Below are 25,242 nucleotides of genomic sequence, written 5' to 3'. Positions count from 1 at the left end.
CTGCGAATATCTTTTATTGCTTGTGCTTGTTCCGATACAGCAGCCACACAAAATACGGCACACCGATGATGGCAATTACGACGCCAACGGGCAGCTCAGCCGGCGCAAACAACGTCTTGGCGATGAAGTCGGAAACGATCACGAGCAGAGCTCCAACAATCGCACATACCGGCAGCAGCCGCTTATGAGCGATGCCGACAAGGCGGCGAGCAATGTGCGGGGACATGAGCCCGATAAAACCGATACCGCCGGAAACGGAGACGCATGCGCTTACGATTCCGATGCTGCTGAGCAGCAGGAGCGCTTGTTGTTTCTCCACGGTTACGCCCAAGCTGCGGACCGTGTCCTCTTTTAGCTGGAAAACGTCCAAAATGCGAGATCGCGACACCAGAATAGGGATGAGCAGCACTAACCAAGGGAGTATCGACAAGATATATTTCCAATTGGCATTATAAATGCTGCCTGAAGCCCATACTGCTGCCATTTCAAAGTCTTTGGCGTTCATCTTCAACGTGATAAATAGCGTAACTGCCGTTAATCCGGAAGCGATCGCGATTCCTGTCAGCAGCAACCGCTGCGATTCTAGGCGACTGTTTTTCCAAGAAAACAGGTAAATAAGAAGAGCTGCTCCCAACCCGCCAATCAAGCCGATCAAAGGCATCGCCAAAATCGAGGTCCAGCTAGTACCTTTCATTTTACCTTGATAAAAGAAAAGAAAGATCACCATTGCCATGCCAGCCCCGGCATTAATGCCCAAAATTCCTGGATCAGCCAAATTATTGCGCGTCAGGCTCTGAACGACCGCTCCCGCCATTCCCAGTCCCATGCCAACAAGAACCGCAATAACAATCCGCGGAAGACGGAATTCGAAGATAACAAGATCAAAATCATGCTGGGGTTGAATGCGCAGCAGCGTACGCGCAATATCACGCAGCGTAATGTCAAAAGCGCCGTTCGTCAATGAAATATAGGCCGTCAGCAGGATCAGTCCAACGCCGATGATGACGGTCAGAACGAACTGCCTAGTTGATGTTCTAGCGATGAGAATCCCCTCCTCGTTTCCGAATCAGGTACAGGAAGTAAGGCACTCCAATCAGGGCGGTAACCACTCCAATTGGCATCTCGAACGGATAATTCAAGAACCTGCTGAGCACGTCACAGAGCGCCAGGAAGACGCCGCCAATGACCGCTGAACAAGGGATAATCCATTTGTAGTCAAGTCCTGTAAGAAAACGTGTGATATGAGGAACGATAAGCCCGACAAAGCCGATTTTGCCAGCAATCGCCACCGAAATGCCCGTAAGTAAAATAACACTAAGTGTTGCCGCTATTTTCACAAGCGTCGTCCGCTGTCCCAGTGAGACCGCCATCTCCTCTCCCAGAGAGAAAATAGTAATGGATTTGGATATCCAAATCGCCATCACCAGACCAACAACAGCAAAAGGAACCGCCAGCATAATTAGCTTGGGGTCCAGCTGATGCAGACGAGCGTTGTACCAGAAGCTGATATTTTGTGATACCTGAAAATACATGGCGATTGCAGCAGATACGCTGCTTAAAAACGTGCCAATCAGCGTCCCTAGTATCGCAAGGCGTACGGGAGAAAGTCCCCCAGGCAATAAGGAAGCCAGACCGAACACGAGCACGATGCTGAGCGCTGAACCAGCAAAGGAAGATACCATCATCATCATGGATGAAGCATAGGGCGCTAAGACCATACAAATCGTTACAGCAAAGGCAGAACCATCCGTGATGCCCATAATGGAAGGGGATGCCAGATCATTTCTGGTCATCCCCTGCATAAGAGCTCCCGATACAGCCAGAAAAGCGCCGACTAACAGCGCTCCTGTAACCCTGGGCAGCCTCGAGTGTGTAATAATCTGATGATCCACATTCCCTGCGTCAAAATGAACAAACGCCTGAACGATGCTGCTGATATCAATGTTTTTGGCGCCATACACAATCGAAAGTATCATTGTGAATATCACGGCGAACGGCGCCGCCCCCAAGATAAGCGTATGGCCCGGAATCCTCAGTTTCATAACAATACACTCACTTTGCTTGAACTAGTTTGCTTTTGTTAAGCGCTTCTAGAAATTTAATTTTACTGTATGCCGTTCCGCCTTGCGTCAATGGATCTACTACGTTGGTATACAGCTGATCATTTTTCACTGCATTGATGCTTTTGAAAATTGGATTGTTTTTCAGCTCTTCAAAAACCTTCGGTGTCTCCTTGTTCTCATCTTCAGAGAACTGGATGAACAGGTAATCCGGATTTATTTCGGAAAGCTTCTCAAGTGAAATGTTTTGCTGCGCTTTAGCTTGCTTCACTTCGTTAGGAACCGCAGCGCCAAGCTCTGCATAGATGGACGGGTTGAAGAAAACATCCTCTGGGTAGATGAACATGCTGCCTGCGCGCACGCGCAGAGCCAGCACCTTTTTATCCTTCAACACAGGACCGATTTTATCTTTCAGCGCCTTCGCATCCTTCTTGTACGTATCCAGCACTTGCTTCGCTTTGTCTTGCTTGCCAGTCAAATCTCCCAACAATGAAAGATTGTTCTCCCAATCCGTCGAGATATGGGATACGGGAATCGTTGTGGCGATTTTGCCGATTTTCTCAATCGTCTCTGCAGGGAACTTTGTGCTCATCAGAATAACGTCCGGCTTGAGCTTCAAAATCGTCTCCAGATTCGGCTGCGCCTTCTCTCCTACACCTTCTGCTTTGTCCGTAATCGACGCAAACAACGGCGGGAACTTGCCGCCGACTGTAATCGCGCCAACCGGTTTAACGTCCAGCAGCAGCGCATCTTCCATGGATTCGAACGCGCCCGTGATGACCACTCGTTCTGCTTTAGCAGGAACTGTATATTCTTTGCCGCCATATTTAATCACTCTCGGGCCTGATGCTGCAGCTTGCGGAGCAGCGGTTGCAGCTGCCGTGCTGCTTACTGGGGTTGTTGTTGCCGCAGCCGGAGCAGGTGCCCCCTTGCCTCCACATGCCGTTAATCCCAGCAAAACCGCCGTCGAAATACTAAGTGTCCATAATTTCTTCACTTTATCTAAACCCCTCTCAACCCATTCAATTGATAACAATTCTCATCAAATTATAGGGGACGACGCCCCCAGCGAACATGGACAAAATCCAGAAATTATTATGTACGATTTCCACATAACTGCGCATTTAGATCTATTATCATCCGTTCACTGGCGTAAGCAGAGTACTCCCTCCAAGGGTCAGACGAAATCAAGTGGACTTTATTTTTCCGCACAGCCTCCAGGTTTTGCCATAGCTCTGAGCTCTGTACACGTTCCCAGTGATGCAAAGTTTCTGTTTCTTGGCAAATGTTAAGCAAAATATGATCGGCCTCAAAGGAAGCAAGCTCTTCCAGATTCAAGCCCTGCCCATCATGGTAGCTTCCGGTGCTTAGCGGCGCGTGCATCTGCAAGTCCTCATAAACAACCTCGCGCATCCCCCGTGTCGGGAAGATGTGATAGGAATCCTTGAACTGGCTAATCACCAGCAGCTTTTCTTGCTTTAATTTGTCATGAAGACGTTCTCGTACATGCTTCACATTGCGATTGTAGCTGCTCAACCAAGACTCTGCTTCATCGGAGGCACCGACAATCTGAGCAGTCAGAAGAAGCTGCTCCCGCCACGTAGTCTCATACAAGGGAATGATATGGACGGGCGCAATCCGTTCCAGTCGTTCCTTTTCCAAAGGATGCAGTTGATCCGTGCAAATAATGCAGTCTACTTGACTCTGAGCAAGCGCTTCTACCTTGATCTCCCAATCTTCGTTGTAACGGTAGCCGCTTAGATGCAGTGGAATATCTGTACGATATTTGTTGTAGTAATAAGACGTCCACTTGGGGTGCAGCGGCGCAGCATATGGCACGATTTTGAGCGCGAGAAGCTGCCCAAGAATCGGCGCCGTGTAGGCCGCAATGCGAAGTCTGCGGTTCTTGAGATAAATGGTTGGCGAAACGCCGACCTCTTTTTTGAACATACGGCTGAAATAAAACTCATCATTATATCCGACCTGAAAAGCAATCTCCCGCAAGCGGACATCAGACTGGACCATCAACTGCTTCGCCATGTTAACGCGGACTTCCGTCAAGTAGTCGATGGCTGTTTTGCCATATGTTTTCTTAAACAAATTAACATAATATTTGGGACTGATTTCTGCCATGCGGGCTAATTGCTCGATGGCAATGCCCTCGTGATAATGGTTGTCGATATAGGCCTTCGTGCGGTCCATCGCAGCGCGGGAATCCGGTCTGGTCTGCTGCCTGAGATGATTCATAATCCAATACAGCAGCTCTTGAAAAAGCGATTGCCCGCGAAATCGTTCCATAGCCGTCTCACTCCGGCAGCAATTGCACAACTGCTCGCACAACATCAACATTGCATTCTCAATATGTATGGAAATCTCACCGGACAGAGGAAATACAGCATTCCCATGCCCATCCAGATGAACATCAAATTCGATGATATAGACGTCAGGCTTTTTCCCATTTTCCTCGCAGATGCCGATCGTCTGACCAGGTGAAGCGACGTATGCCACATCTTGCTGCAAACGATACGTTGCCAGATCCAAGGTCAGCAGACCGTCTGCCTGCTTAACGACGATTAAATAATAGGAAGAAATGAGCTGTGGTGCCATATATCCCTCATGCAGCCAGCGTGCGGAACGAACCTTGACCCAAAGATCGTCCAAAACAGCCAGCCTATCTTTATTCGTTGACATATCTATCGAAAGAGCAGTAGACATATGAACAACTCCCTCTTTTATGAAAATGATAATCATTATCAAATTGAAGGTAGCATAATTAAATAAGGCCTGTCAACTAGAGACAGACCTCAGAATTTCCAATATTTGAGAAGGTTTGGCTGCTTCTACGTATTCCCAATTTGCCAATGATTTGGAACATGAAGTTAAGCTATATGCCGGGTCGATGGGATGCGATTTCAGGAACCATTCCTCGCCTTGAATACGTTTGGCCCCCTCCACCCCCTCTGGCGTGATCACAGAGAACGTATGCAAAGGAAGGCTTAGCCCTAGGTCGATGGCCTTCATATAGCTCTCTTTGGCCGTCCAAAGTTGATAGAAACGGAGCTGTCTTAGCCGACTGTCCGCTTCCTCCATGATATAGCGGTATTCCTCCTCCGCAAACAAAGTACGAACCAGCGACTCATCGAAAGCTTGCATATGCTCCACATCCACACCAACAGGCTGACTATCCAAAATACAGGCCACCCACTTGCCGGAATGAGATATATTATAATGAAATGGATGATTCCCGCAGAGCCGCGGCTTGCCATAAGCGCCATATTCAAATGTAATTTGCGAATTTGGAAGCTGCAAGTTCTCTATTATTAATTTGCGCAGCAGCAAATCAGCCCAGAGACCACGCAGCAGGTCCTCTTGGCGGTGGAATTTTCGCAGCTTCGTCCGCTTCTCCTCTGAGACTAATGGAAGAAGTTCCTCCACAGATAGGAAGGAAACGTCATCTATCGACAGGATATACAGGCGTGTAATCGCAATCACCTCACTTTGGAAATTGTTTCTATATACATAGCTCTTGTTAGTTTAACAAATACTTCACACTATCTTCCATATCTTTTATGTTAATGTTATAGTACAAGATATGTAAAAATTAATATTTAAACGGAGGTCAAAAAGAGATGATTAAAAAGTTTACGGTTATCAGTTTGTCCATGTTGGTTGCTGCTACTGCTCTTGCAGGTTGCGCAAAGAAAGAGGAGACTCCAGCTGCTTCCTCAACAGCTAAAGCGACTACTGCCGCTACAGCTACTCCGGCTGCTGCAGGTTTCGTTCCTAAGGAGCTTAAAGTACAATTCGTTCCTTCCCAAAATGCTGAAACATTAGAAGCTAAAGCAAAGCCGCTTGAGAAATTGCTTGCCGATAAATTGGGTATCCCCGTTAAAGTTTCCGTATCCACGGATTACAACGTCGTTATCGAAGCTATGGCTTCCAAACAAGTTGATATCGGCTTCTTGCCGCCAAGCAACTATGTTGTTGCTCATGACAACCGTAAAGCCGCTGATTTGATTGCTCAAGCAACACGTCTAGGTGTTGACGATGCAACTGGCCAACCAACGAAAGATCTTGTTGATTTCTACAAATCCGAAATCGTTGTTAAAGCTGATTCTCCTATCAAAAGCGTTGCTGATCTGAAAGGCAAGAAAATCGGCTGGCAAGGTGTTACTTCCGCAGCTGGTTACGTATACCCAGGCTTCGTGTTGAAAAAAGCTGGCGTTGACCCGGTTAAAGACGTAACAGGCGTTCAATTCCAAGGTCATGACAAAGCGATTATCGCTCTTCTCAACGGTCAAGTTGACGCTGTAGGCGTGTTCCAGGATATTCGTGCTAACATGACGAAAGATTACCCAGATGTATTCAAACAAACGCGTATCCTTGCTTTCTCCGATAAAATTCCAAACGATACAATCGCTGTTCGCTCCGATATGGACCCTACTTGGAAAAAGAAAATCACGGATGCTTTCATCGCGATCGGCAACGATCCTGAAGGTCAAAAAGTTATCTTTGACGTTTACTCCCACAAAGGGTACGTGGCAACTGACGATTCCAAATTCGATATCGTTCGCAGCGTAAACAAAGAAATGGGCTTGAAATAAGCCTTTCTGACACAACACCTCATCTTCTACTCTTCGGAGTCGGGATGGGGTGTTTTTTTTGAGGTTTTTTCTCACATTCTACTTTGCCGCTTCCACGCATACCATGAATGTGGCACGTCTGGGACGTGTCATAATCCACAGTGAGGTGAATGGAATGTTCGAAATGCTGATCAACCATAAAACAGAAGTCTCCATCCGGATCGGAAAGGATAACATCCAAGGCGTGATTACACATTATTATCAACAATTTCAATTACTGAAAATAAGCAACGTTTTGATTCCTATAGAGCTTATTGAGCAAATTGAGGTATTGGAGCCTGCAAGCTCAACCGCTGGCATCCCACTCGAAAATCAGCCACAGCGCCTAGGAGCCCACGGGCGCGTGTGAAACTAAGCCGCCTGTCCCAATTTACCATTGGACAATTTGGAGGCTGAGAATCCCTGCTGGCGCTTCTTAGGGAGGCTGGAGTGGGACTAGGGAGTAGCGCGCTGGCGGAGTGCGCTGAGACTGCCTTTTTGGCTGGCTCAGCTCAAGGGGCTGCCGCTGGCGCCTGCGGAGCCCGCCTTCCATTGGCCGTCTCCCATCCGCGGCATCCCCCGCCAAAACAAAAAAACAGACGCCGCAAAAGCGACGTCTGTTTTTCATTTCCCTTATACGATTCGTTTACGAAGCGTTCCCGAAATGTAATCAATGATCGATACGGTAACGATAATACCGATCAGGATGATACCGACACGCGGCCACTGTCTCGCATTAAGCGCGAAGATCAGCGGAGTACCGATCCCGCCCGCACCAATGATCCCGAGCAAAGTCGCCGAACGCACGTTAATCTCAAAACGATACAACGTATACGAGATGAAGTCCGGGATAACCTGCGGAATAACGGCGTAAGCCATCCGCTGCCAGATGTTCGCGCCAACGGCGGTCATGGCCTCGGAAGGACCCATGTCCATGTTTTCGATGGCCTCGGCGTAGAGCTTGCCCAACATCCCCACGGAGTGCAAGCCTAAAGCCATAACCCCCGCATAAGCATTGGGCCCGACAGCTTTGATAAAGATCAAAGCCATAATGATCTCTGGAATTGTCCGCACGACGCTGAGGAACAATTTCCCTGTTCCTGATACGGCGCGGAAACGACTCATGTTGGCTGCTGCCCAGAAAGCGAACGGCAAGCAGACAATGGCTGAGACGAAGTTGCCCAGATACGAAATGGATAACGTTTCGAGCAGGGAACGAAGCAAGTCTTCCCCTTCCGGAATGTACACATAAGCCCAATCCGGATGAAATAATCCTGTAAACATCGCCTTCGTTAAAATCCAAGTCGTCGGTTGGAAACCAGTTAGTTCAAGGCCTGTCAGCGCCCAGACAAATAGGGCAATGAGCGCTAACCAACCAACAATTTTGTAAGTGCGCGCGCGAGTTTCGGACATCGGCTTTGCACTGCCTTTTAACAAATAGGAACGGAAACGCGTGCTCACCAAGTCGATAATAACGACTACTAATAACGTATAAATAACGATTGCACAGGACTGATCGTAGCGGAACAGATCGAGTGTGTTTTTGAGCAGCAAGCCGATTCCACCGGCTCCAACTAAACCAAGAATGGCCGAGGCGCGGATACTGACTTCAAAGGTGTACAATAAATGAGCTAAGTACGTTGGCGCAACTTGAGGGATAACACCGAAACGAATCAGCTTAAGCTTGTTAGCACCAACAGCGGTCATCGCTTCAAGGGGTCCCGGATCAATCGCTTCGGTTGATTCATAGGAAAGCTTGGATAAGATACCGAAGGTAAAGAAAATCAAGGCCAAAGTACCCGCCGTTGGACCAAAGCCTACTAATACAGCAAACAAAGCGGCGTATAGCAAGTCCGGAATCGTACGGATTAAATTCATAATGAATCTAGCCGGATAATATAACCAAGGTGATGTCGTTACATTTCGTGCAGCAAGCAGAGCCATCGGGTAAGCAAACAACGCGCCTACAACCGTACCAATAATGGACATTTGCAGGGTCTGCGCCATCGGCTTCCAAATATCAGCAAAAAACAGCCAGTCTGGCGGGAACATTTCACCAATAAATTTAAGAATCTCAGGTGTCCCTGTCACGAGCTTGCTCAGTGTCGCATCCGTCTGATAAATGCTTCCAATCAGGAAAAGCACCATAATGACAATAATGAGATAAAACTTCGTACGAGGAGGTTTATTGACGGTCGTTGGTTTCTTGACGGTCGTTGCACTCATCCCTCCTGCACCCCCAACAGCTCATCTTTCTTAATGGCGCGGCCATAAATCTCTGAGAAAACATCATCCGTCGCTTCGGCAACAGGTCCGTCGTACACGACTTTACCTGCACGAAGTCCAATAATGCGTGTTGCATACTCACGAGCCAAGTCGATAAAGTGGAGGTTAACAACGGTTGTTATCCCTAAATCTTTATTGATGCGCTTCAGGTCGTCCATAACTTGTCTTGTCGTCAGAGGATCAAGGGAGGCTACGGGTTCGTCTGCCAAAATGATTTTGGCCTCTTGCGCCAGAGCTCTGGCGATTGATACCCGCTGCTGTTGACCGCCGGACAATTCATCGGCGCGTGAATAAGCTTTCTCCCGAATGTTGACACGTTCCAGTGCTTTCAGGGAAAGTTCGATATCTTCTTTTGGAAACAAACCGAATACTGTACGCAGCGTAGAGTGATAACCAACTCGACCGGAAAGAACGTTACGAATAACGGTTGAACGTTTGACTAGATTAAAGGTTTGGAAAATCATTCCGATATCTCTGCGCATGCGACGCAATCCTGCACCGTTCGCCTTCGTAATCGATTTCCCGTCGATTAATATTTCACCATCTGTCGTTTCATGCAAACGATTAATGGAACGCAATAGTGTCGATTTGCCTGCCCCCGATAAACCAACAATAACAACGAATTCGCCGGGGTGAATAGTCAGGTTAATGTCATTCAATCCAACCGTTCCGTTAGGATATACTTTGGAAAGATGTTTAAACTCAATCATATAAGTCCTACTTTCTTTAAATGGTATCAAATATCAGACAGACTACATTCAACGTTTTTCGGCAAAATCCTTTTTTCTAGGATAACCTTTAGAAAAAATTCATATTCCAATGTTCACCATGACAAAAAAAGGCAGCCCCAGAGCAATCCCGAGGCCGCCGTGATGGGTCAAACTTTTGCGCTCCAGCGTTCTTCAATCTTCATTCCTTTCCATACAGCTACAGAAATAATCCACGCCACAATGAACAAAGCGACCAAGATATAACCCAGCGTTCCGAAATCAATGTCCTGCAGCCAAGTCCAGAATGTACCTTCCATGCCGAATTCTTCTGAAAGCACTTGCCCTAGTTCAATTACGCCAATAATGAGCGCAGCTATGACAGCCAAAGCAGTTACGGTCAAATTGTAGTACAGCTTGCGCACAGGCGTATGGAAAGCCCATTTGTAAGCTTTGGTCATAAACATGCCGTCTGCTGTATCAAAAAGGCTCATTCCCGCTGCGAACAGCAAGGGAAGCGAGATAACTCCGATGAAGGGGATCGCTTCTTTGGCCGCATGAGCCGAGATCGCAAGCAGGGCGATTTCACTCGCTGTGTCAAAACCAAGGCCGAAGAGAAAACCTAACGGATATACATGCCAGCTTTTGCCTATGAAAGAAAATAGCGGCTTGATCATACGAGTGATGAAACCGCGGGACTCCAGCAGCTCTTCAAATTCCTTATCATCGGCCGACTTGCCGCGGGACTTCAGGAACATTTTATACAAACTAATGAGGATAATTAAATTCAGCACACCAATTAAAACAAGAAAAAGTCCAGATACCGAAGCGCCGATAACGCCGCCATAACGCTGCAGCCAAGGAAGCTCACGCTCTGCCCATTGCACGGAAAATGCCGTCACAATCGCCATGATAAATACGACCGAGGAATGTCCAAGCGAGAAATAGAAACCAACACCTAATGGATTCCGCTTCTGCTGAACAAGTTTACGAACTGTGTTGTCAATTGCCGCAATATGATCAACGTCGAACGCATGCCGCATCCCTAGTGTATAGGCGAGAAGTCCAATTCCCCAAAAAGCAGGCGAAGTTTTAGCCACACTGTACAATCCAATTAGCCCAATAATATGTAAAAGTGCGATAAAAGCAAAATATCCACCCCAGCTTTTTTTCTGCTGCAGGATTGATTTCAACATATGTGTAACACCATCCCTTCAATTCGTGACACGATTTAGTAATAATGTAGCACACGTGTGCATGATTTGAGAAGTACCTCGTTTATATTTTTGTGAAGATATCTAACACTTCTCTGCTATAATAGAATCCGTTCCAAAGTTTGTGTATAAAAAGGAGTTGGTATACCCGATGTCTCTTCGTGTTTTTAAGCTATTTACGATATTCATTCCCGTCATTATCATCGGTGGATTCGAATATATTCGCCATGAATTTCTGCTCAATTATTTAACGATGGAAGCCGGTAATTTCTTAATTACGGTCATTACTTTGCTGCTCTCCTACTTGTTCGCTTCTTGGATGTTTGAAAGTATTGAACGGAGCAATGAGAAGGTAACCATGGGTGAAGCCCGCAGGGCGGTCTATGAAGAACGCGAACGGCTGGCCCGAGAGCTGCACGATGATTTGGCTCAAACCCTTTTCTTCCTGAATGTGAAGCTGAAGCAGGGTGATATAGAGGAAGCGAAAGCCGCTGTTTCTGAAATCGACAATTCCCTTCGGCAGGCTATCTTCAATCTGCGGACACCTCCCGAAGAAGGAACCGGCCTGGAACAACGCATCCACAAATTCCTGAAAGATTGGCAATTGGTAACCGGCATCGAGCTTCAGGAAAAGCTGCAAATTGAAGTGCATCACTTCTCTGCTGCTGAAGAGGTTCAGCTCTTCGGTATCATTCAGGAAGCCTTCACTAACATTCGCAAGCATTCACAGGCAACAGAAGCCACGATTGTACTGAAAGCTCAGCCAGATTCTTGGCTGCTGCACATTACGGATAACGGCTGCGGCTTGCAGCTGCATGGTGAAAAGAGCAAAAAGTACGGCATTGAGCTGATGCAAAAACGTGCAGCTGAACTTGATGCAGCCTTCGAACTTACCACGAAGGACCCAGAAACAGCGGGAACCGGTACTTCGCTGGTTGTACGTGGAGATAGGAGGAGTGAGTAATGCCGCACGACCAACCGTTTCGTGTGCTCATCGTGGACGATCATCCGCTGGCTAGGAAAGCGATCCGCAGCATGCTTGAGCCGGCTTCTGATTTTTATATTGTGGGGGAAGCCAGCAGTGGAGAAGAAGCCTTGCTTTTGTGCGGAGAAGTTGCGCCGGAGGTAGTTCTAATGGATATTCACATGTCACCGATGGATGGATTAGAAGCTACACGCCGCATTAAGCAGCAATATGGAGCGATTCGCATTATCATGCTCACTGTCTCCGACGATGTCGCTGATCTCTTTACTGCGCTGCAATTCGGTGCTCAAGGATATTTGCTTAAAAATATGGATCCGGATGAATGGCTCACCTACTTGCGCGCGCTTCTCGACGATCATTCAGAGGCCGCCCGAGGGATGGCTGACAAGCTTTTCCAGCGGTTTCGTGCACCCCTAGGAGCCTATACGGAAGGCCCAACGCCCAGCATGTTAACCTCTCGTGAGCAAGAAATTACGTCTTATGTTGCCCAAGGGGATAACAATCGGCAGATTGCAGAGAAGCTGTTGATTTCCGAACATACGGTTAAAAATCATATGAAAAATATTTTAGATAAACTGGAACTTGAGAATCGTGTCCAACTCACAGGCTTCGCCATCAAGCACGGAATGACACGAAAAGGACAAAACTAGTCGAAAAAATAGCCCACTCGAGTCATACTCTTACGCTTACCGATCAGGTAACATGGACAACATGAGAAGAGTTGATTCGAAAGGGGAACACCATCACATGTTCAAAAAAGTTATGCTTCATACAGGTATTTTGCTTATCACTTCAATGCTGCTTGCAGGTATTGCAAGTGCCCATGTTGTCGTTTATCCGAAGGAAGCTACACAAGGCAGCTATGAGAAATTCACAGTTCGCGTGCCTTCCGAGAAAGATATACCTACCACGAAAGTAGAAGTGAAATTCCCGATTGATTCCGTAGCTATTTCACGATTCGAGCCAAAAGCTGGCTGGACCTATGAAATTGCTAAAGACGCCGCGGGTAAAATCACCGGAGTTACTTGGAAAGCATCCGGGGATGGACTGACGAGCACAGAATTCGGAGATTTCAGCATGCAAGGCAAGGTAGCCGACGCTGCGACGCAAATCGTATGGAAAGCTTACCAAACCTATAAAGATGGCAGTGTTGTGGAATGGGTTGGGGCAGATGGCTCGGACAAGCCCGCTTCCGTTACAACTGTGAAAACCAAAGCAGCAGCTGGCGCTGTGACAGATAGTCACGGTCAGGTAACAGCTGGTGCAGCTGCGACAAGCAGTGGAGCTGGCTCGTCCTCGAACACCTCCTTGTACTTGTCAATTGCAGCCGTGGTGCTCGGCGCCTTATCTTTGCTCGTATCACTGACCAAAAAACGTAGATAATATGGAAACCGTTGGGCTTGCTCCCTGCGGTTTTTTGTTTGTTGGGCCGGCTGGGGAATTCCAGTCGGCACGCATGCTGGGGAGATCCCCGACGGCTTCGCTGTGCGTTCCCACCTAATCTCTACGCGGCTAAGCTGCCTCCTCATACAACAAAAAAACTGAGCCCTCGGGGAAGCCAACTTGTTTCCCCCTCGAGCTCAGTTTTTTATTTTTTCTCATATATTCTGAAATAGTATTCGTACGTATTCTTCTCATTGCGTTCGCCTTGCTCGCTGGATTGAAGGCTCCACTGGCTCAGATCCAACTCCGAGAAGTAGGTGTCCGCTTCAAACTCGTGCTCGATGAATGTAATGTACATGCGGTTAACAGCCTCCGAGAATAAGCGGAAGATTTCGGCGCCGCCAATGACGAACAGCTCCTGATCTTGGAAGGCTTCCACTGCTTCCTGTACGGAATGAACCACCTCACAACCCTCAGCCTCAAATGCTGGATTCTGTGTGAGAATGATGTTGCGCCTTCCGGGAAGCGGCTTGCCGATGGAATCGTACGTTTTGCGTCCCATTAGAATCGGGTGTCCTAAGGTGACTGCCTTGAAAAACTTTAGATCGGCCGGCAAATACCAAGGCAATGCATTATTCAAACCGATTGCCCGATTGCGATCCATGGCAAAGATAAATGAAATACTCATCCATTCAGCCCTCCTATTTTCAGATGTTTATACGGCTACAGGCGCTTTAATAGTAGGATGCGGATTGTAGCCAATCATTTCGATATCGCTGACATCAAAATCAAAAACAGAAGCGACATTCTGATTGAGCTTAAGTGTTGGCAGTTGTCGTGGCTCACGAGCCAGCAGCGTTTGAATTTGCTCCATATGGTTTGTATAAATATGAGCATCGCCAATCGTATGTACGAATTCTCCAACTCCTAATCCGCATTCTTGAGCGATCAAATGCGTCAGCAACGCATAACCGGCAATGTTAAAAGGAATTCCCAGAAACGTATCCGCACTACGTTGATACAGCTGGCAGGATAGCCTGCCCTCCGCTACATAGAATTGAAACATCGTGTGACAAGGCGGAAGAGCCATGCTCGGCACGTCCTCTGGATTCCAGGCAGATACAATCAGACGGCGAGAATCCGGGTTCGTTTTGATCATGTGAATCACTTCTTTTAGCTGATCAATCGTACCTCCCTCTCTTGTCGTCCAATCACGCCACTGTTTCCCATACACATCGCCAAGTTCTCCGTATTGCTCAGCAAATCGCTCGTCCTCCAGCACCCTTTTGACGAAATCAGCCATCTGCTCCTCGTATTGAAGCTTGAAGCCTTCGTCCTGCTGAGAACGCAAACCAAAGTTGCTCATATCAGGCCCTTGATAATCAGCACTTTCTACCCACTTCTTAAACGCCCACTCGTTCCAGATATGGTTGTTATGCTGCAGCAAGTAGCGAATATTCGTATCTCCTTTAATAAACCAAAGCAGTTCACTGGCAATTAAGCGAAAAGGCACTCTTTTCGTTGTTACCAAAGGAAAACCTTCGGACAAATCAAAGCGCATCTGTCTACCAAAAACAGAAATCGTCCCTGTTCCTGTGCGATCTTCCTTTTTTGTCCCATTGGCAAGTATATCTTGCAATAGCTCATGATAGGCTTTCAAACTTGTTACCCTCCATCTCGATAGTCACATATATTTGTTTATTCTACCTGTATTCTGTCTTATCTACAAGGCAGCCTCCACGAAATCCCAGCTGTATACTAGATGCATTTTCTCCCTGTATATGATACATTTTTTATGAAAAAGGAAGTCATCTCTAGGAGCGGACCTTACCTGCTCGTAGAAGAGGTTCGCAAACTCCCTCTCTAAAAAACTATGAAATGAGGATTTACCCATGTCAGCTGGAAGAAGCAATGAAGATTTGAAAGAGATTACCCTTTTGGGCAATCAAGGAACTCAGTATGTTTTCAGCTATAACCCTGCGGTGTTGGAAGCTTTTGATAACAAACATCCGAACCGAGATTACTTTGTGAAATTTAATTTTCCCGAGTTTACCAGCTTGTGTCCTGTGACCGGGCAGCCTGATTTCGCCACTCTCTACATTTCCTATATTCCGAATATCAAAATGGTGGAGAGTAAATCCCTTAAGCTGTACTTGTTCAGCTTCCGAAATCACGGCGATTTCCATGAAGATTGTGTCAATATTATTATGAATGATCTGATTGCTCTCATGGACCCTCGGTATATCGAAGTGTGGGGGAAATTCACACCGCGCGGCGGCATTTCTATTGATCCTTACTGCAACTGGGGTCAGCCAGGCACGAAGTTCGAAGCGATGGCGGAGCACCGCTTGATGAACCACGATCTATATCCGGAGAAAATTGATAATCGTTAATTATGAGATAGATGGAATTAGATGAAGATAGATGAAGATAGATGGACCTAGCCGATGGCTAGGTTTTTTTATGTGTGTTTTTGGCAGTCGGCTGTGAGACTGCCGAGAGGGCGGGCGGGCTTGCGGAAACCGGCCTTCCCCGCTCAGCCTCGGTCCGAGACTGCCAAAAAAGCAGGCTCGCTCGCTTAAACCACCATCTCCCGCTCAGCTCGCACCAATACCAGCAGTCCTCACTCACTCACTCACTCACTCACTCACTCACTCACTCACTCACTCACGTAGCATTCCCAAGCAGCAACGCTACTTCAATTGATAAAAAAGGCCGCTGGCGTCCGACCATTCCGCATAAAGCACTCGCTCATGATGCGCGATACCGCTAAGCTGCAAAAGCTGCTGCAGCCACTGGACATCGCGCCCGAGACGTCTCAATGCGTCTTCGTTGATGCTGCCGTTCTCAATGATGCTTTCGGGAAGGCACACTTTGGTCTGCTGCGCTTTGGCATCACCGCTTAAGCTGTCCGGGTCCTTTTGGCGCAGCACACTGATACTGCCGTTCGTCTCGAACAGAGCATAGGCGACTTCCCGCAGGGAGAACACATTGTTTTCACGCAGCAGCATGCCCAATTGTGCAAAATCAAGGTTATTGCGTTTCATCGCCTTGAAATCAATCACCCCATCGCGGATGACTAGATCAGGTGTTCCAGCCGCATAGCGAGAAAGCCATGGCATGGAAGCAATAAACTTCTCCAAGCCTAGCGCCAGCAGCGTCCAAACAACTAAAGCAAAAACAAGATGGCTGAGATGCACCTCAGGATCATAAATCGTATTCCCTACTAATTCACTCAGCATTAAGGAAGAGACAAAATCAAAAGCTGTCAATTGGGAAATCTCTTTCTTCCCCAGAAGCCGAGTCATGATCAATAGTCCGATCAAAGCGACAACGAGCTTTATAGCGATTGTGATATACAAGTTGTTATCTATCTTGATCACTCCTTGGATCGTTGATTTTCTTGTGTCTAGTTTTCTTCAAGAGAAAGAACTTCCCTTTATTTCTCGGTGAGATTTATGAGAATCGTTTGGAGGTAGGTTTTATCGGGAACCTTAAATGTATCCCCCCCTTGTGGTCAAAAAGGCTATGACATCGCGGCATGCTTCACCGTTACGTCATAGCCTCTTATTTTAGCAAATGCACGTCTTTTTCTTCTTTCCGATTCTGCCCATTGCCTCTACTTTGTGAATATATGCACTAGCTAGAGGTACTTTGCACGCTGTTTGGCCGACGGCCACCTGTACGCTGCCAATCTCAGCCGCCACTTCGATGGCAAGTTTGGAAAGCGGTTCGCAATACGTTCCTACGATAATGACGAAGCTGTTCATGGTATATCTTACCCGGTTTCGTTCTGTATGAATCGTGGTCCTTACCTGCTCCAACAAACCTGCAATCTCGTGAAGATCAAGCTTCTCATCCGGTGTCACACTAATATAATTGGCATAGGTACTCCAGCCGCAAGTAGCCAGCAATTCATTCGGAGATTGCAGCCATTCACGGGCTAGCTCCAGCGCGCTGCTGCTTTCTGCCGCCACTCCCGCTACGGTATATTCGGTCAGCATGTACCAATAGGCTTGTCTTGCCCAAAGCTGAAGCTCATCTTTTGTCATCGTTTTGGGATCGATAGAGAGCCCCGCCAAATACATCGCATCCGTATTGCCTGAAGCGTAGAGTGCGAGCGCCAGCTCTCGGTCCTTTTTCACAACCTTAACCAGCTTCTTCAGATCGCCCACTTTCACCCCATACAAAGGCTCCTGCGCGCCATGCCGCAAAAATGTTTTCTTCGTTTGCTCGCTGCCAAACTGCGCTAAATGCTCCATTATCTCTTCGAATGTCATAGGCTCACCTACCAAGCATCTGTTTTCCGTATCGTAACATAATCCAGTTTTTGATGCTAATAAGCAGATGTCGATGAAGTCCGACTTCAACACTATTTCTCAATAGTTTACAACTGCATCTCCAGCATAGACACTATTGGTAGGCAACAAAACCTGCAAATGTACAGGAATTTTCGGGCAAATCTAATTAAAAAGTGAAAATGCCTGCAATTGTGCAGGTATCTCCGTCTTTTCCGACCTCTCATCCAAAAAAAGCCTCAAAAACATGCACTATCGCAGGAATTTAATGTTTGAAGCTGCTTCAAGAGTAAAAAAGATGCACAATTGCAGGCTTGTTGGACAGCTGTTCCTTCTCTCGGATATTGGAATTCGCTCGCGTTGGTTCGACAAGCCACCAACAGAGCCGCAAGGCATGCTATTTCTATTGGGAATACAACGGCTGCGGACAGTGCGGGAAGGGCAGAATATCTTGAATTTGATCCAATCTGTAGTGTTTGGTGGCAAATTGCGTATGGTACAAATATTCAATGACATAGATGGAGCCGCTTTGAATATTGCACAAAATACCCGATGTGCCCGTTCCGTCCTTTAGGGATACACCTACTGGCCTTCCGATCCAAGCGTGCGCTTTGTGCTGCAATGACATAGGTCATCACCTCCTGAACTACCTTATGCGGTTAGCCGCCTAATGGTTCAGTGAACTTGCTCTTTTCTATGCGCACGCGCCCTGAGAAAAACGTTGCCCCTCCGCCCATATCCGCCACACGATCAGGCGTTAGCGAATTGACCAATGCCTTTTTCCCAGGTACATCCGCCCATAGGCCTTGACTCACAACCACTCCGGGCAAGACGTCTGTTCCTGCTGCAACAAGCAGCTCACACTCGCCCCGGTCGTTCCATACACGTGCATAATCACCGCTCACGAGCCCTAAGGAGGCCGCATCTGCTTCATTCATATGAAGCTTAGGCGTCTTTTCCATGCGTCTATGCTTCTCATTATGTGCAAAGGTTGAATTCAGAAAGTTATGATTGGGTGCCGGGATAAACAAAAACGGCAAATCCCCTTCATCGACTAGCGGTGTATACGTTGGAAGCGGAGGAAAACCCTTGCGCTCCATTTCTTCGGAATACAGCTCAATCTTTCCGCTTGGCGTCTTTAATTCCCCAGGAAATAGCGGCTTCGCCTCTGCCTTCAGGAATTGTTTCTCCAGCAGCGTTTCGTACGTAATATTGGCCAGAGCAGGGTTGCCTGGATGATCCAGAGCTTGACGTATCAGCGCTTCGTCAGAATCCTGCAAGGCATCCTCTTCATAGCCCATCCCTGCTGCCAACAGCCGGAATACGTCTACATTCGCTTTGCTTTCCATATAAGGAGCTATGACTGGAAGCTGCAAATGTACATATCGATGCCAGTAAGAGCGGTAAAAGTCCGTATTTTCGAAGGAAGAGGTAGCTGGGAGCACGATATCTGCGTATTTCGCCGTTTCTGTCAGGAAAAGATCGTGCACAACGGTAAATACATCTTCCCTCTCAAGCCCCTTTCTCACCTTATTCGCATGAGGCGCAACTAACGCTGGATTGGAATTGTACACATACAGCGAATGAATAGGAGGATCAAGCTCCAATAATGCGCTCCCCAGCAGATTCATATTAATTTGACGAGCATTGCCTTCTCGCAGATCAGGACGCTGCAACGCAGGAATATTGTGCTCCAAGTAGCCGCCATTGCCCTTGATGGCGCCGCCGCCTTGGTGCAGCCATTGACCGGTCAAAGCCGGCAGGCAAGCGATGGTTCGCACGCACATCCCACCGTTATCATGATGCTGAATCCCGTTCCCAATGCGGATAAAAGATGGAGCGGTATCGCCATACAGCCGGGCAAGACGATAAATATCTTCCACAGGAACACCTGTAATGGTGGATACCATGGAAGGATCGTACTGCTTCACATGTTCTTTGAGCGCTTCGTGTCCCTTCGTATACTGGTGCAGAAAATCTTCATCAACCTTATTTTCTGCGAACAAAATATGCATGATTCCAAGAGCCAAGGCCGCATCCGTCCCCGGCAAAATAGGAATAAACCAGTCCGCCCAGCGGCCTGTCTGATTCTTATGGGCGTCAATCACGATGATTTGAGCGCCATTTTTGCGCGCCTTCTCAGCGAGCATCACCTGATGCATGTTCGTACTGACCGCATTGATCCCCCACATGATGATCAGCTTGGCATGAACCGTATCTTCCGGATCCGTGCCGAAGCTGCCCCCCATCGTATACTTATAGCCTTCGCTGCCCGCAGCCTCACAGATCGCATACAGCAATCGACTGGCTCCCATCCGATTAAAGAATCGTCGATCCATGCCCTCCGTCCCGATTCGCCCCATATTGCCATAAAAGCTGTAAGGCAGGATAGACTCAGGGCCTTTCTCCGCAATCAGCTGTTTCCAGCGGCTCGTGATCGTCGTGATCGCTTCTTCCCAAGTGATTCTTTCAAACTGACTGCCTTCACCCTTGGGGCCGACCCGCTTCATCGGATATTGCAGGCGCTTCTCGTCATACATTCTCGCCGCCATATTGCGAACTTTATTGCAAATGGCTCCCTGAGTCACCGGATGATTCGGGTCACCCTCTATTTTCACAATCTTGCCTTCTTCTTTATGAAGCAGTAAGCCGCACTGATCCGGACAATCCAGTGAGCATACAGCTGGAAATACACCATTTTGTTCCTTGCTCATCATCGTATGCATACCTTGGTCTAACTCCCTTCCCTACACTTCAATGCTTTTATTCTATACCGAAATGGATGGAAGGGAAACAGCTGCCCGTTTGTACAAATCCGCACTTTTATGGGTTAGTCCAAGACTCCCCCGCCAAGAACAAAGCGGTATTGCAGATGATTGTCAAAAATTTGATCGATGCGAACCCCGCCTGTTTTCTGCGAGGCCGTATGAATGATTTTACCGTCCCCTAAATAAATCCCTGTATGGGTGATGGTTTTCTGGGACGCATTTAATCCTTGGTAATCGGAAGGCGAGTTGCCTAGGTAGCTGATAAAAAACAAGAGATCCCCCCGCTGCGCTTGGTTAATATCCGTATATTTCCTTTTGGAAAAGGTTTCTACATAAGCAGCTTGGCTTCTAGAATCTATCGGCAAATCCATGCCAAGCGCAGAGAGATAAGACCAATGTGTGAAATCCGAGCAGTCAAAGGAAGAGGGATCTGAGCGGTCAGAACCATATTCATAAGGGGTCCCCAAATAAGACATCGCTGTATCAATCACATTTTCAACCAATCCGCCTGGCTTCGAAACGATGGAAGTATCGGGAAATACTTGAACCAAGGAAGAACTGTTAGAGTGAATGGAAGGTTTCTCGCCTCCGCCCTCTAAGCTCTTCACTTGATTCGTGCGAACAGGCTGGCCGATACCCAAATCTCCTTTGTAGAGTTCAGCATCTTTGCTTGTTAGATTCCAATTCGACATCTTATTGTCAGTTTCACGCTCGGCAGCAAGGTTCGTATGTTCCCGAACTCCTTGTTGATGAATCTTCGGCTGCTGAGAGCATCCGCTAAGCAAGGCGAGTAGGCAGGACAACCATAGATATGACCGTATTTGTGGCATCTTGTAGCTCCTTAGTTTGTGATGCTTTTAGGATGCCAATTTTTCGGAAAAACAAACACAACAAGAAAAACCGTCAAGGAATCAATCTCCTTAACGGCCCTTTTAAGACTTCTGGTATTAGGTAGCCTTCTTCATGAAATCTTCAATATCTTCTTCGGACGCCTCTTGCACTGGGCAGACGCGCTCAAGCAAGTATTTGGCTGTGAATTGGTCCGTGACCAGCACGTTCGCATACTTGCCTTGCAGGGCACCATAGATGCCGTCTACTTTCTTAGCACCGCCAGCGACCAGAATGGATTGTTCTTTCCATTTTAATTCTTCCAATTCTATGCCAATTGTTCTTTGATTCAACTCTTCCGAACAAATATTTCCGTGTATATCAATATAACGAGAGCAAATATCTCCCGCACCTTTTTCATAAATGACTTTCAAATCGGATTCGGTAAAATAATTGGCTTTAATCAGCACGGAATCTTCCGTTGGCGCCCCTACCGTTACAATAGCAATGTTGGACTGTTTGCCCAAATTAAGAATGTTGCGAATATGACGATCCGCTTCGATCGCATGTTTCACGACGGAATGATCGACAATCGCTGGAAGCGGTATGAAATAAGGCGAGGTATGAAACGCTTTGCCGAACAAATTAACGATTTCATGGGCATACGTATTCGTTTCCGAGTGGCTGACGCCACCGTTTAGCTGGACAACCTTAACATCCTTCAGATGTTTATCTTTCAGATTGAGCGCGACTTCATAGAGTGTCGTTCCCCACGTTGTGGCAATAATATCGCCATCCTTGACCGTTTCATATACATATTGCGCAGTACCTTCACCCAAGTACTTTTTGACAATCGCATCCTGATATTGCGGAACAGATACGACGACTGCTTTCTTTAGCTGGAATTTCTTTTCGATTTCCCTTGCTAAATGCTCGTTGTTCTCCCTGGGGTCGTTAATCTTAATTTGCACATACCCCTCATCCTTCGCTTGCTGCAAAAAACGGGAAACGGTCGGACGGGAGATTCCGAACGTTTTGGCAATCTCCTGCTGGCTGTAATCCAACTGATAATACATTTTGGCAGCATCAATCATTCTCGCTAATTTATCATCGGTGCGTTCCTCGGACACTTGCAACCCACACTTTCGTCTTCTCACATTAAAGTATGAGCAAACAAATTGCACATAATTTCAGCTAATTATATCCATATATGTCCAATATGACAACTTCATTTTATCGTAAAAGTGCCTGTCGCCTTCTGATCGCCAACCGTGTACGTATACGTGCCAGGCTGCGGGTTGTTCAGCAGAAATACATTGTCGCCTTTCTTCAATACGGCATCGATATGCAAGTCCGTCGACTTCAACTTTAAACCTTCATCGCTTAACGCGGATACGACAAAGACGGCTTTAATCATGGTCGCTTTTTTAAAATTGACATTCTTCGGGTTAAAACCCCCTGCATTCAACTCAATTCTGATGGTTTGCAGATCGTTCGATTCCTCATAGACGGCTTCCTGTGTCTCTTTTTGTCCAATCTGACCAACAACGATCTGATCTTTCTGAACAAGCAAGGCAATAGCAGCTCCTGCCACGATTACAGAAAGGCATAAAGTCGCAAGCCTTGCTGAAAGCAGGTTCGTTTTAGAGCTTTTTGTTTGAGAGGAAAGACCCGCCTGCCACTCCATCCCTTTTAAAAGTAAAAACAGCAGGATCATTACGATGACATCCGTAACAAACATCACTTTGCCGGATAAATAGAAGATCATGCCACAACGAACACCCACGATAGCTCCAAGTATCCCCGTCAGCACAGTGTTCCATATCGCATACACGCCCCATAATCTACCCGCCATGTAACCTAAAACCAACATCAGGAAAATGGATAAGCTTAGGGATAAATAAACTTGGTAGGCAAACATTTGAATGCTCAGCATCCCTACCGACAAGCCAGCAATCGCTGCGAGCAGAGTGATGATCGTCTTGCCAGCCAACTTGGATAGCGCAGCATTCCATTTATAAAGATTTATAAGGAAATAACTTAGACCTAAACCTATAAGAACCAAACTGCCAATACTGAGCGCCATACAGGGCACCTCCATAGAAGACTAGAAATTCACTTACAATTCAGAGGCAAAATTCCAATCCGGATACACGTAAGGAACTGCATTAGCCACTGCCGGTTCAATCTGCTCAATGTTAATCTTCATTACTTTCTGCCCGTGATATTCTGTGTGATCAATCGTTCCTGTAATGGTTAGCCACGTATCGTTGGGATACTGGCCCGCATCCGGTGTCTCCGTAATGATCCCATAAGGGGAGATGTCCGCTATACAGTGCGTCATCGCCATACGTCCAATAATAAATTGGGAGGCAGGAAGTCCTTCTTCGCGATAAACAAAACCTGTAATTTTAATACTCTTCCCTTGAAAGTTATCCACAAAGGTATTGATTGCTTGCAGCTTTTCGATAAACCATTGATCTTTCATTTCAATCATTTCCTGATTGTACAAGCGCATGCCTAGTTTCGCGTAATCGCGATTGTACACGTTCGTTTTGAACATATTTTGTACGGCTGGATCTACGCCGCCCTTCATGCTGACCAATTCAACGGGGCCGTCTTTCCCTTTGGCCGAAATGCCGCTAACATTCATCCCTTTGCCTTGAGCCATTGAACCGGCTAGAGCTGTGTTCGGCAAGATCGTGGCCAAAATAAGCGGAAAAATAAATAGGCTGTAAATCCCTACATGCAACCAAGAAGAGCGCGAAGGCTCATGAGAATGACTATGGGAATGACTATGGGAATGATCATGCCCGCAATCGCAGACAACGACATTTTTCTTAAGAGATAGGAAAGCGACATAGATTTGAAATGCAGTCATGATCACTAAGCCGCACACTGCGATGTCGACATAGAGCATTAAGTGCGGTGCGATATACAGCAGCATGTCCCCTGTAAGGAGCAGCTTCAGCAAGACTCCTGCAAACCCTGCAAGAATGCCGGACTTGATAAAATGATGGAGGGCTTTTATGTTCCAGTTTTTCGGCATAGGTCTTTCCTCATTTCAGTACTGTATATTCTAGAATGATAGAGCCTGCATAGACGAACACAAAAACTAACAGACTTAATAGAACAACAAATTTTGTTTTAAAAACGGCCAGCATCATAAGAAGACCTTTGAGATTCAGCATCGGCCCAAAGACCAAGAACGCAATCAACGAACCTTTGGAGAAGGTGGTCATGAACGATTGAGCCACAAAAGCATCCGAGGTCGAACATAATGACAGAAGAAAGCCGAGACCCATCATCATGAAATTGGAGCTCCATGCGCCTTGTCCAAGTGATACCAAGCTTTCTTGGCTGATGAAAGTTATCAAAACGGCAACTAGACACGCGCCGAACAATAAATATTTGCCCATTTCAAAAAATTCTTCAATTGCATGACCCATGACACTTACAACTTTATTGCTTGCATGTGTATGAGAATGATCCTCTTCGTGATCATGACTGTGCAAATCGCTTGCTGTTTGACGCAGCGGGTTGCCTTTTGCAAACCGATATACGATCAGCCCGATGAGCAGGGCACATAGGAACGCCAATCCCATACGTGAAAAGGCCATTTCCGGCCGATTGCGGAAAGCTGTCCAAGTGGACCAGAACACAACCGGATTCAAGATAGGACCAACAAGAATAAACGTTGTCGCCACATGAACGGGCATGCCTTTGCGAATCAGCTTGCGGATCGCTGGTACCATGCCGCATTCGCAAATGGGAAAGATGATACCAAGTACACTGGCCGTTAGAATGCCCAGCACAGGATGGCGAGGAATCATTTTGCGGATCATTTGCTCCGATACATACACCTGCAAAAGCGCGGATACAAACACGCCTATCAAAATAAACGGCATCGCCTCGATAATCATGGAAATGAACACCGTCTTGAACACTTGGAGCTTGGGACTGCTTAGGACAGACCCGGGTGATTCATACGTAAACACATAGAGAGAAACGATACCTAGAAGAAACAGTAGAACAAATAGGTTAGCATTGGACTTGTTTGTTTTTTTCGTTACTGCCATTTGCTGCAACAG

Annotated in this window: 25 protein-coding genes and 1 riboswitch; of the genes, 6 read left to right on the top strand and 19 right to left on the bottom strand. The window is 47.0% G+C overall.

The genetic code is table 11. The annotated features are described in order from the left end of the window. Window positions 1-13: 13 nt before the first annotated feature. The 5 genes from BC351_RS26605 to BC351_RS26585 form a co-directional block, all read right to left on the bottom strand. Window positions 14-1,042, bottom strand: coding sequence for a FecCD family ABC transporter permease (locus BC351_RS26605; protein WP_079416717.1), 1,029 nt, complete (start codon window positions 1,040-1,042; stop codon window positions 14-16). Next, window positions 1,035-2,042 carry a FecCD family ABC transporter permease gene (locus BC351_RS26600; RefSeq protein WP_079416715.1) on the bottom strand — a complete coding sequence of 336 codons (1,008 nt, stop codon included), beginning with the start codon at window positions 2,040-2,042 and terminating at the stop codon, window positions 1,035-1,037. The genes BC351_RS26605 and BC351_RS26600 overlap by 8 nt, the downstream gene beginning before the upstream one ends. Window positions 2,043-2,052: 10 nt before the next feature. Beyond that, on the bottom strand, window positions 2,053-3,057 hold the full coding sequence (locus BC351_RS26595) for an ABC transporter substrate-binding protein (protein ID WP_079416713.1): 1,005 nt from the start codon (window positions 3,055-3,057) through the stop codon (window positions 2,053-2,055). A 98-nt stretch (window positions 3,058-3,155) separates the two neighbouring features. Continuing rightward, window positions 3,156-4,775 carry an AraC family transcriptional regulator gene (locus BC351_RS26590; RefSeq protein WP_244209181.1) on the bottom strand — a complete coding sequence of 540 codons (1,620 nt, stop codon included), beginning with the start codon at window positions 4,773-4,775 and terminating at the stop codon, window positions 3,156-3,158. A gap of 72 nt (window positions 4,776-4,847) precedes the next feature. Beyond that, on the bottom strand, window positions 4,848-5,552 hold the full coding sequence (locus tag BC351_RS26585; RefSeq protein ID WP_079416711.1) for a 4'-phosphopantetheinyl transferase family protein: 705 nt from the start codon (window positions 5,550-5,552) through the stop codon (window positions 4,848-4,850). 137 nt (window positions 5,553-5,689) lie between these two features. Here BC351_RS26585 and BC351_RS26580 point away from each other — a divergent pair, with 137 nt between their 5' ends. Both BC351_RS26580 and BC351_RS26575 read left to right on the top strand, forming a co-directional pair. Then, the gene (locus BC351_RS26580) at window positions 5,690-6,664 is read left to right on the top strand and encodes a phosphate/phosphite/phosphonate ABC transporter substrate-binding protein (RefSeq protein ID WP_079416709.1); all 975 of its coding nucleotides are present in this window, start codon (window positions 5,690-5,692) and stop codon (window positions 6,662-6,664) included. Between the two features lie 154 nt (window positions 6,665-6,818). After that, entirely contained in the window at window positions 6,819-7,052 is a 234-nt protein-coding gene (locus BC351_RS26575; protein WP_079416707.1) for a hypothetical protein, read from the top strand. A 263-nt stretch (window positions 7,053-7,315) separates the two neighbouring features. Here the strand turns inward: BC351_RS26575 and phnE are convergent, their stop codons facing one another. From phnE to BC351_RS26555, 3 genes are all read right to left on the bottom strand, one after another. Next, window positions 7,316-8,908, bottom strand: a complete 1,593-nt coding sequence (phnE, locus tag BC351_RS43990; RefSeq protein WP_144028543.1) for a phosphonate ABC transporter, permease protein PhnE — start codon at window positions 8,906-8,908, stop codon at window positions 7,316-7,318. Beyond that, on the bottom strand, window positions 8,905-9,678 hold the full coding sequence (phnC, locus tag BC351_RS26560; protein ID WP_079416706.1) for a phosphonate ABC transporter ATP-binding protein: 774 nt from the start codon (window positions 9,676-9,678) through the stop codon (window positions 8,905-8,907). The genes phnE and phnC overlap by 4 nt, the downstream gene beginning before the upstream one ends. A gap of 167 nt (window positions 9,679-9,845) precedes the next feature. Next, complete coding sequence (locus BC351_RS26555; protein WP_144028542.1) at window positions 9,846-10,871, bottom strand: HoxN/HupN/NixA family nickel/cobalt transporter; 1,026 nt, start codon at window positions 10,869-10,871, stop codon at window positions 9,846-9,848. 169 nt (window positions 10,872-11,040) lie between these two features. Between BC351_RS26555 and BC351_RS26550 the strand changes: the two genes are divergently transcribed. The 3 genes from BC351_RS26550 (at window position 11,041) to BC351_RS26540 (ending at window position 13,257) form a co-directional block, all read left to right on the top strand. Beyond that, on the top strand, window positions 11,041-11,853 hold the full coding sequence (locus tag BC351_RS26550) for a sensor histidine kinase (RefSeq protein ID WP_079416704.1): 813 nt from the start codon (window positions 11,041-11,043) through the stop codon (window positions 11,851-11,853). Then, window positions 11,853-12,524: a response regulator gene (locus BC351_RS26545; protein WP_079416702.1), complete on the top strand. Its 672-nt coding sequence runs from the start codon at window positions 11,853-11,855 to the stop codon at window positions 12,522-12,524. The genes BC351_RS26550 and BC351_RS26545 overlap by 1 nt, the downstream gene beginning before the upstream one ends. Before the next feature lie 97 nt (window positions 12,525-12,621). Then, window positions 12,622-13,257 carry a YcnI family copper-binding membrane protein gene (locus BC351_RS26540; RefSeq protein WP_079416700.1) on the top strand — a complete coding sequence of 212 codons (636 nt, stop codon included), beginning with the start codon at window positions 12,622-12,624 and terminating at the stop codon, window positions 13,255-13,257. A gap of 205 nt (window positions 13,258-13,462) precedes the next feature. On the opposite strand, the gene BC351_RS26535 is transcribed toward BC351_RS26540, so the two are convergent. Together BC351_RS26535 and BC351_RS26530 are read right to left on the bottom strand one after the other, a co-directional pair. After that, window positions 13,463-13,945 (bottom strand): dihydrofolate reductase, encoded by a 483-nt coding sequence (locus tag BC351_RS26535; protein WP_079416698.1) that lies wholly within the window; start codon window positions 13,943-13,945, stop codon window positions 13,463-13,465. A 27-nt stretch (window positions 13,946-13,972) separates the two neighbouring features. Further along, a complete protein-coding gene (locus BC351_RS26530) occupies window positions 13,973-14,917 on the bottom strand; it encodes a thymidylate synthase (protein WP_079416696.1) in 945 nt (314 codons plus the stop codon). A gap of 177 nt (window positions 14,918-15,094) precedes the next feature. Continuing rightward, a riboswitch (PreQ1 riboswitch) is annotated at window positions 15,095-15,138 on the top strand. A gap of 11 nt (window positions 15,139-15,149) precedes the next feature. On the opposite strand from BC351_RS26530, the gene queF reads away from it, so the two are divergent. Further along, a complete protein-coding gene (gene queF, locus BC351_RS26525) occupies window positions 15,150-15,650 on the top strand; it encodes a preQ(1) synthase (RefSeq protein ID WP_079416694.1) in 501 nt (166 codons plus the stop codon). 300 nt (window positions 15,651-15,950) lie between these two features. On the opposite strand, the gene BC351_RS26520 is transcribed toward queF, so the two are convergent. The 9 genes from BC351_RS26520 to BC351_RS26480 form a co-directional block, all read right to left on the bottom strand. Then, on the bottom strand, window positions 15,951-16,640 hold the full coding sequence (locus BC351_RS26520; RefSeq protein WP_244209180.1) for a DUF421 domain-containing protein: 690 nt from the start codon (window positions 16,638-16,640) through the stop codon (window positions 15,951-15,953). 189 nt (window positions 16,641-16,829) lie between these two features. Next, the gene (locus tag BC351_RS26515) at window positions 16,830-17,537 is read right to left on the bottom strand and encodes a DNA alkylation repair protein (protein ID WP_079416692.1); all 708 of its coding nucleotides are present in this window, start codon (window positions 17,535-17,537) and stop codon (window positions 16,830-16,832) included. 421 nt (window positions 17,538-17,958) lie between these two features. Continuing rightward, window positions 17,959-18,183, bottom strand: coding sequence for a hypothetical protein (locus BC351_RS26510; protein WP_079416690.1), 225 nt, complete (start codon window positions 18,181-18,183; stop codon window positions 17,959-17,961). A 31-nt stretch (window positions 18,184-18,214) separates the two neighbouring features. Next, window positions 18,215-20,281, bottom strand: coding sequence for a molybdopterin-containing oxidoreductase family protein (locus BC351_RS26505; RefSeq protein WP_079416688.1), 2,067 nt, complete (start codon window positions 20,279-20,281; stop codon window positions 18,215-18,217). Window positions 20,282-20,385: 104 nt separating this feature from the next. Next, a complete protein-coding gene (locus tag BC351_RS26500) occupies window positions 20,386-21,153 on the bottom strand; it encodes a C40 family peptidase (RefSeq protein WP_079416686.1) in 768 nt (255 codons plus the stop codon). Window positions 21,154-21,270: 117 nt separating this feature from the next. Beyond that, the gene (locus tag BC351_RS26495; RefSeq protein ID WP_079416757.1) at window positions 21,271-22,245 is read right to left on the bottom strand and encodes a sugar-binding transcriptional regulator; all 975 of its coding nucleotides are present in this window, start codon (window positions 22,243-22,245) and stop codon (window positions 21,271-21,273) included. A gap of 134 nt (window positions 22,246-22,379) precedes the next feature. Further along, window positions 22,380-23,237, bottom strand: coding sequence for a cupredoxin domain-containing protein (locus BC351_RS26490; protein ID WP_158082240.1), 858 nt, complete (start codon window positions 23,235-23,237; stop codon window positions 22,380-22,382). 33 nt (window positions 23,238-23,270) lie between these two features. Beyond that, window positions 23,271-24,200 carry a TIGR03943 family putative permease subunit gene (locus BC351_RS26485; RefSeq protein ID WP_079416682.1) on the bottom strand — a complete coding sequence of 310 codons (930 nt, stop codon included), beginning with the start codon at window positions 24,198-24,200 and terminating at the stop codon, window positions 23,271-23,273. Window positions 24,201-24,210: 10 nt separating this feature from the next. Continuing rightward, window positions 24,211-25,230 (bottom strand): permease, encoded by a 1,020-nt coding sequence (locus BC351_RS26480; RefSeq protein WP_079416755.1) that lies wholly within the window; start codon window positions 25,228-25,230, stop codon window positions 24,211-24,213. Window positions 25,231-25,242: the final 12 nt, after the last annotated feature.

This window comes from Paenibacillus ferrarius, from assembly GCF_002027705.1.
Taxonomy (GTDB): domain Bacteria; phylum Bacillota; class Bacilli; order Paenibacillales; family NBRC-103111; genus Paenibacillus_E; species Paenibacillus_E ferrarius.
This window is presented reverse-complemented; position numbering and strand designations above follow the sequence as displayed.

What these genes read in the sequence shown, in the direction of transcription:
- BC351_RS26600 (WP_079416715.1), bottom strand. Translation starts at nt 2,042, where the DNA reads ATGAAACTGAGGATTCCGGGCCATACGCTTATCTTGGGGGCGGCGCCG.
- BC351_RS26495 (WP_079416757.1), bottom strand. Translation starts at nt 22,245, where the DNA reads ATGATTGATGCTGCCAAAATGTATTATCAGTTGGATTACAGCCAGCAG.
- BC351_RS26545 (WP_079416702.1), top strand. Translation starts at nt 11,853, where the DNA reads ATGCCGCACGACCAACCGTTTCGTGTGCTCATCGTGGACGATCATCCG.
- phnE (WP_144028543.1), bottom strand. Translation starts at nt 8,908, where the DNA reads ATGAGTGCAACGACCGTCAAGAAACCAACGACCGTCAATAAACCTCCT.
- BC351_RS26540 (WP_079416700.1), top strand. Translation starts at nt 12,622, where the DNA reads ATGTTCAAAAAAGTTATGCTTCATACAGGTATTTTGCTTATCACTTCA.
- BC351_RS26535 (WP_079416698.1), bottom strand. Translation starts at nt 13,945, where the DNA reads ATGAGTATTTCATTTATCTTTGCCATGGATCGCAATCGGGCAATCGGT.
- BC351_RS26485 (WP_079416682.1), bottom strand. Translation starts at nt 24,200, where the DNA reads ATGCCGAAAAACTGGAACATAAAAGCCCTCCATCATTTTATCAAGTCC.
- BC351_RS26555 (WP_144028542.1), bottom strand. Translation starts at nt 10,871, where the DNA reads ATGTTGAAATCAATCCTGCAGCAGAAAAAAAGCTGGGGTGGATATTTT.
- BC351_RS26500 (WP_079416686.1), bottom strand. Translation starts at nt 21,153, where the DNA reads ATGCCACAAATACGGTCATATCTATGGTTGTCCTGCCTACTCGCCTTG.
- BC351_RS26490 (WP_158082240.1), bottom strand. Translation starts at nt 23,237, where the DNA reads ATGGCGCTCAGTATTGGCAGTTTGGTTCTTATAGGTTTAGGTCTAAGT.
- BC351_RS26505 (WP_079416688.1), bottom strand. Translation starts at nt 20,281, where the DNA reads ATGCATACGATGATGAGCAAGGAACAAAATGGTGTATTTCCAGCTGTA.
- BC351_RS26580 (WP_079416709.1), top strand. Translation starts at nt 5,690, where the DNA reads ATGATTAAAAAGTTTACGGTTATCAGTTTGTCCATGTTGGTTGCTGCT.
- phnC (WP_079416706.1), bottom strand. Translation starts at nt 9,678, where the DNA reads ATGATTGAGTTTAAACATCTTTCCAAAGTATATCCTAACGGAACGGTT.
- BC351_RS26515 (WP_079416692.1), bottom strand. Translation starts at nt 17,537, where the DNA reads ATGACATTCGAAGAGATAATGGAGCATTTAGCGCAGTTTGGCAGCGAG.
- queF (WP_079416694.1), top strand. Translation starts at nt 15,150, where the DNA reads ATGTCAGCTGGAAGAAGCAATGAAGATTTGAAAGAGATTACCCTTTTG.
- BC351_RS26480 (WP_079416755.1), bottom strand. Translation starts at nt 25,230, where the DNA reads ATGGCAGTAACGAAAAAAACAAACAAGTCCAATGCTAACCTATTTGTT.
- BC351_RS26590 (WP_244209181.1), bottom strand. Translation starts at nt 4,775, where the DNA reads ATGTCTACTGCTCTTTCGATAGATATGTCAACGAATAAAGATAGGCTG.
- BC351_RS26550 (WP_079416704.1), top strand. Translation starts at nt 11,041, where the DNA reads ATGTCTCTTCGTGTTTTTAAGCTATTTACGATATTCATTCCCGTCATT.
- BC351_RS26510 (WP_079416690.1), bottom strand. Translation starts at nt 18,183, where the DNA reads ATGTCATTGCAGCACAAAGCGCACGCTTGGATCGGAAGGCCAGTAGGT.
- BC351_RS26575 (WP_079416707.1), top strand. Translation starts at nt 6,819, where the DNA reads ATGTTCGAAATGCTGATCAACCATAAAACAGAAGTCTCCATCCGGATC.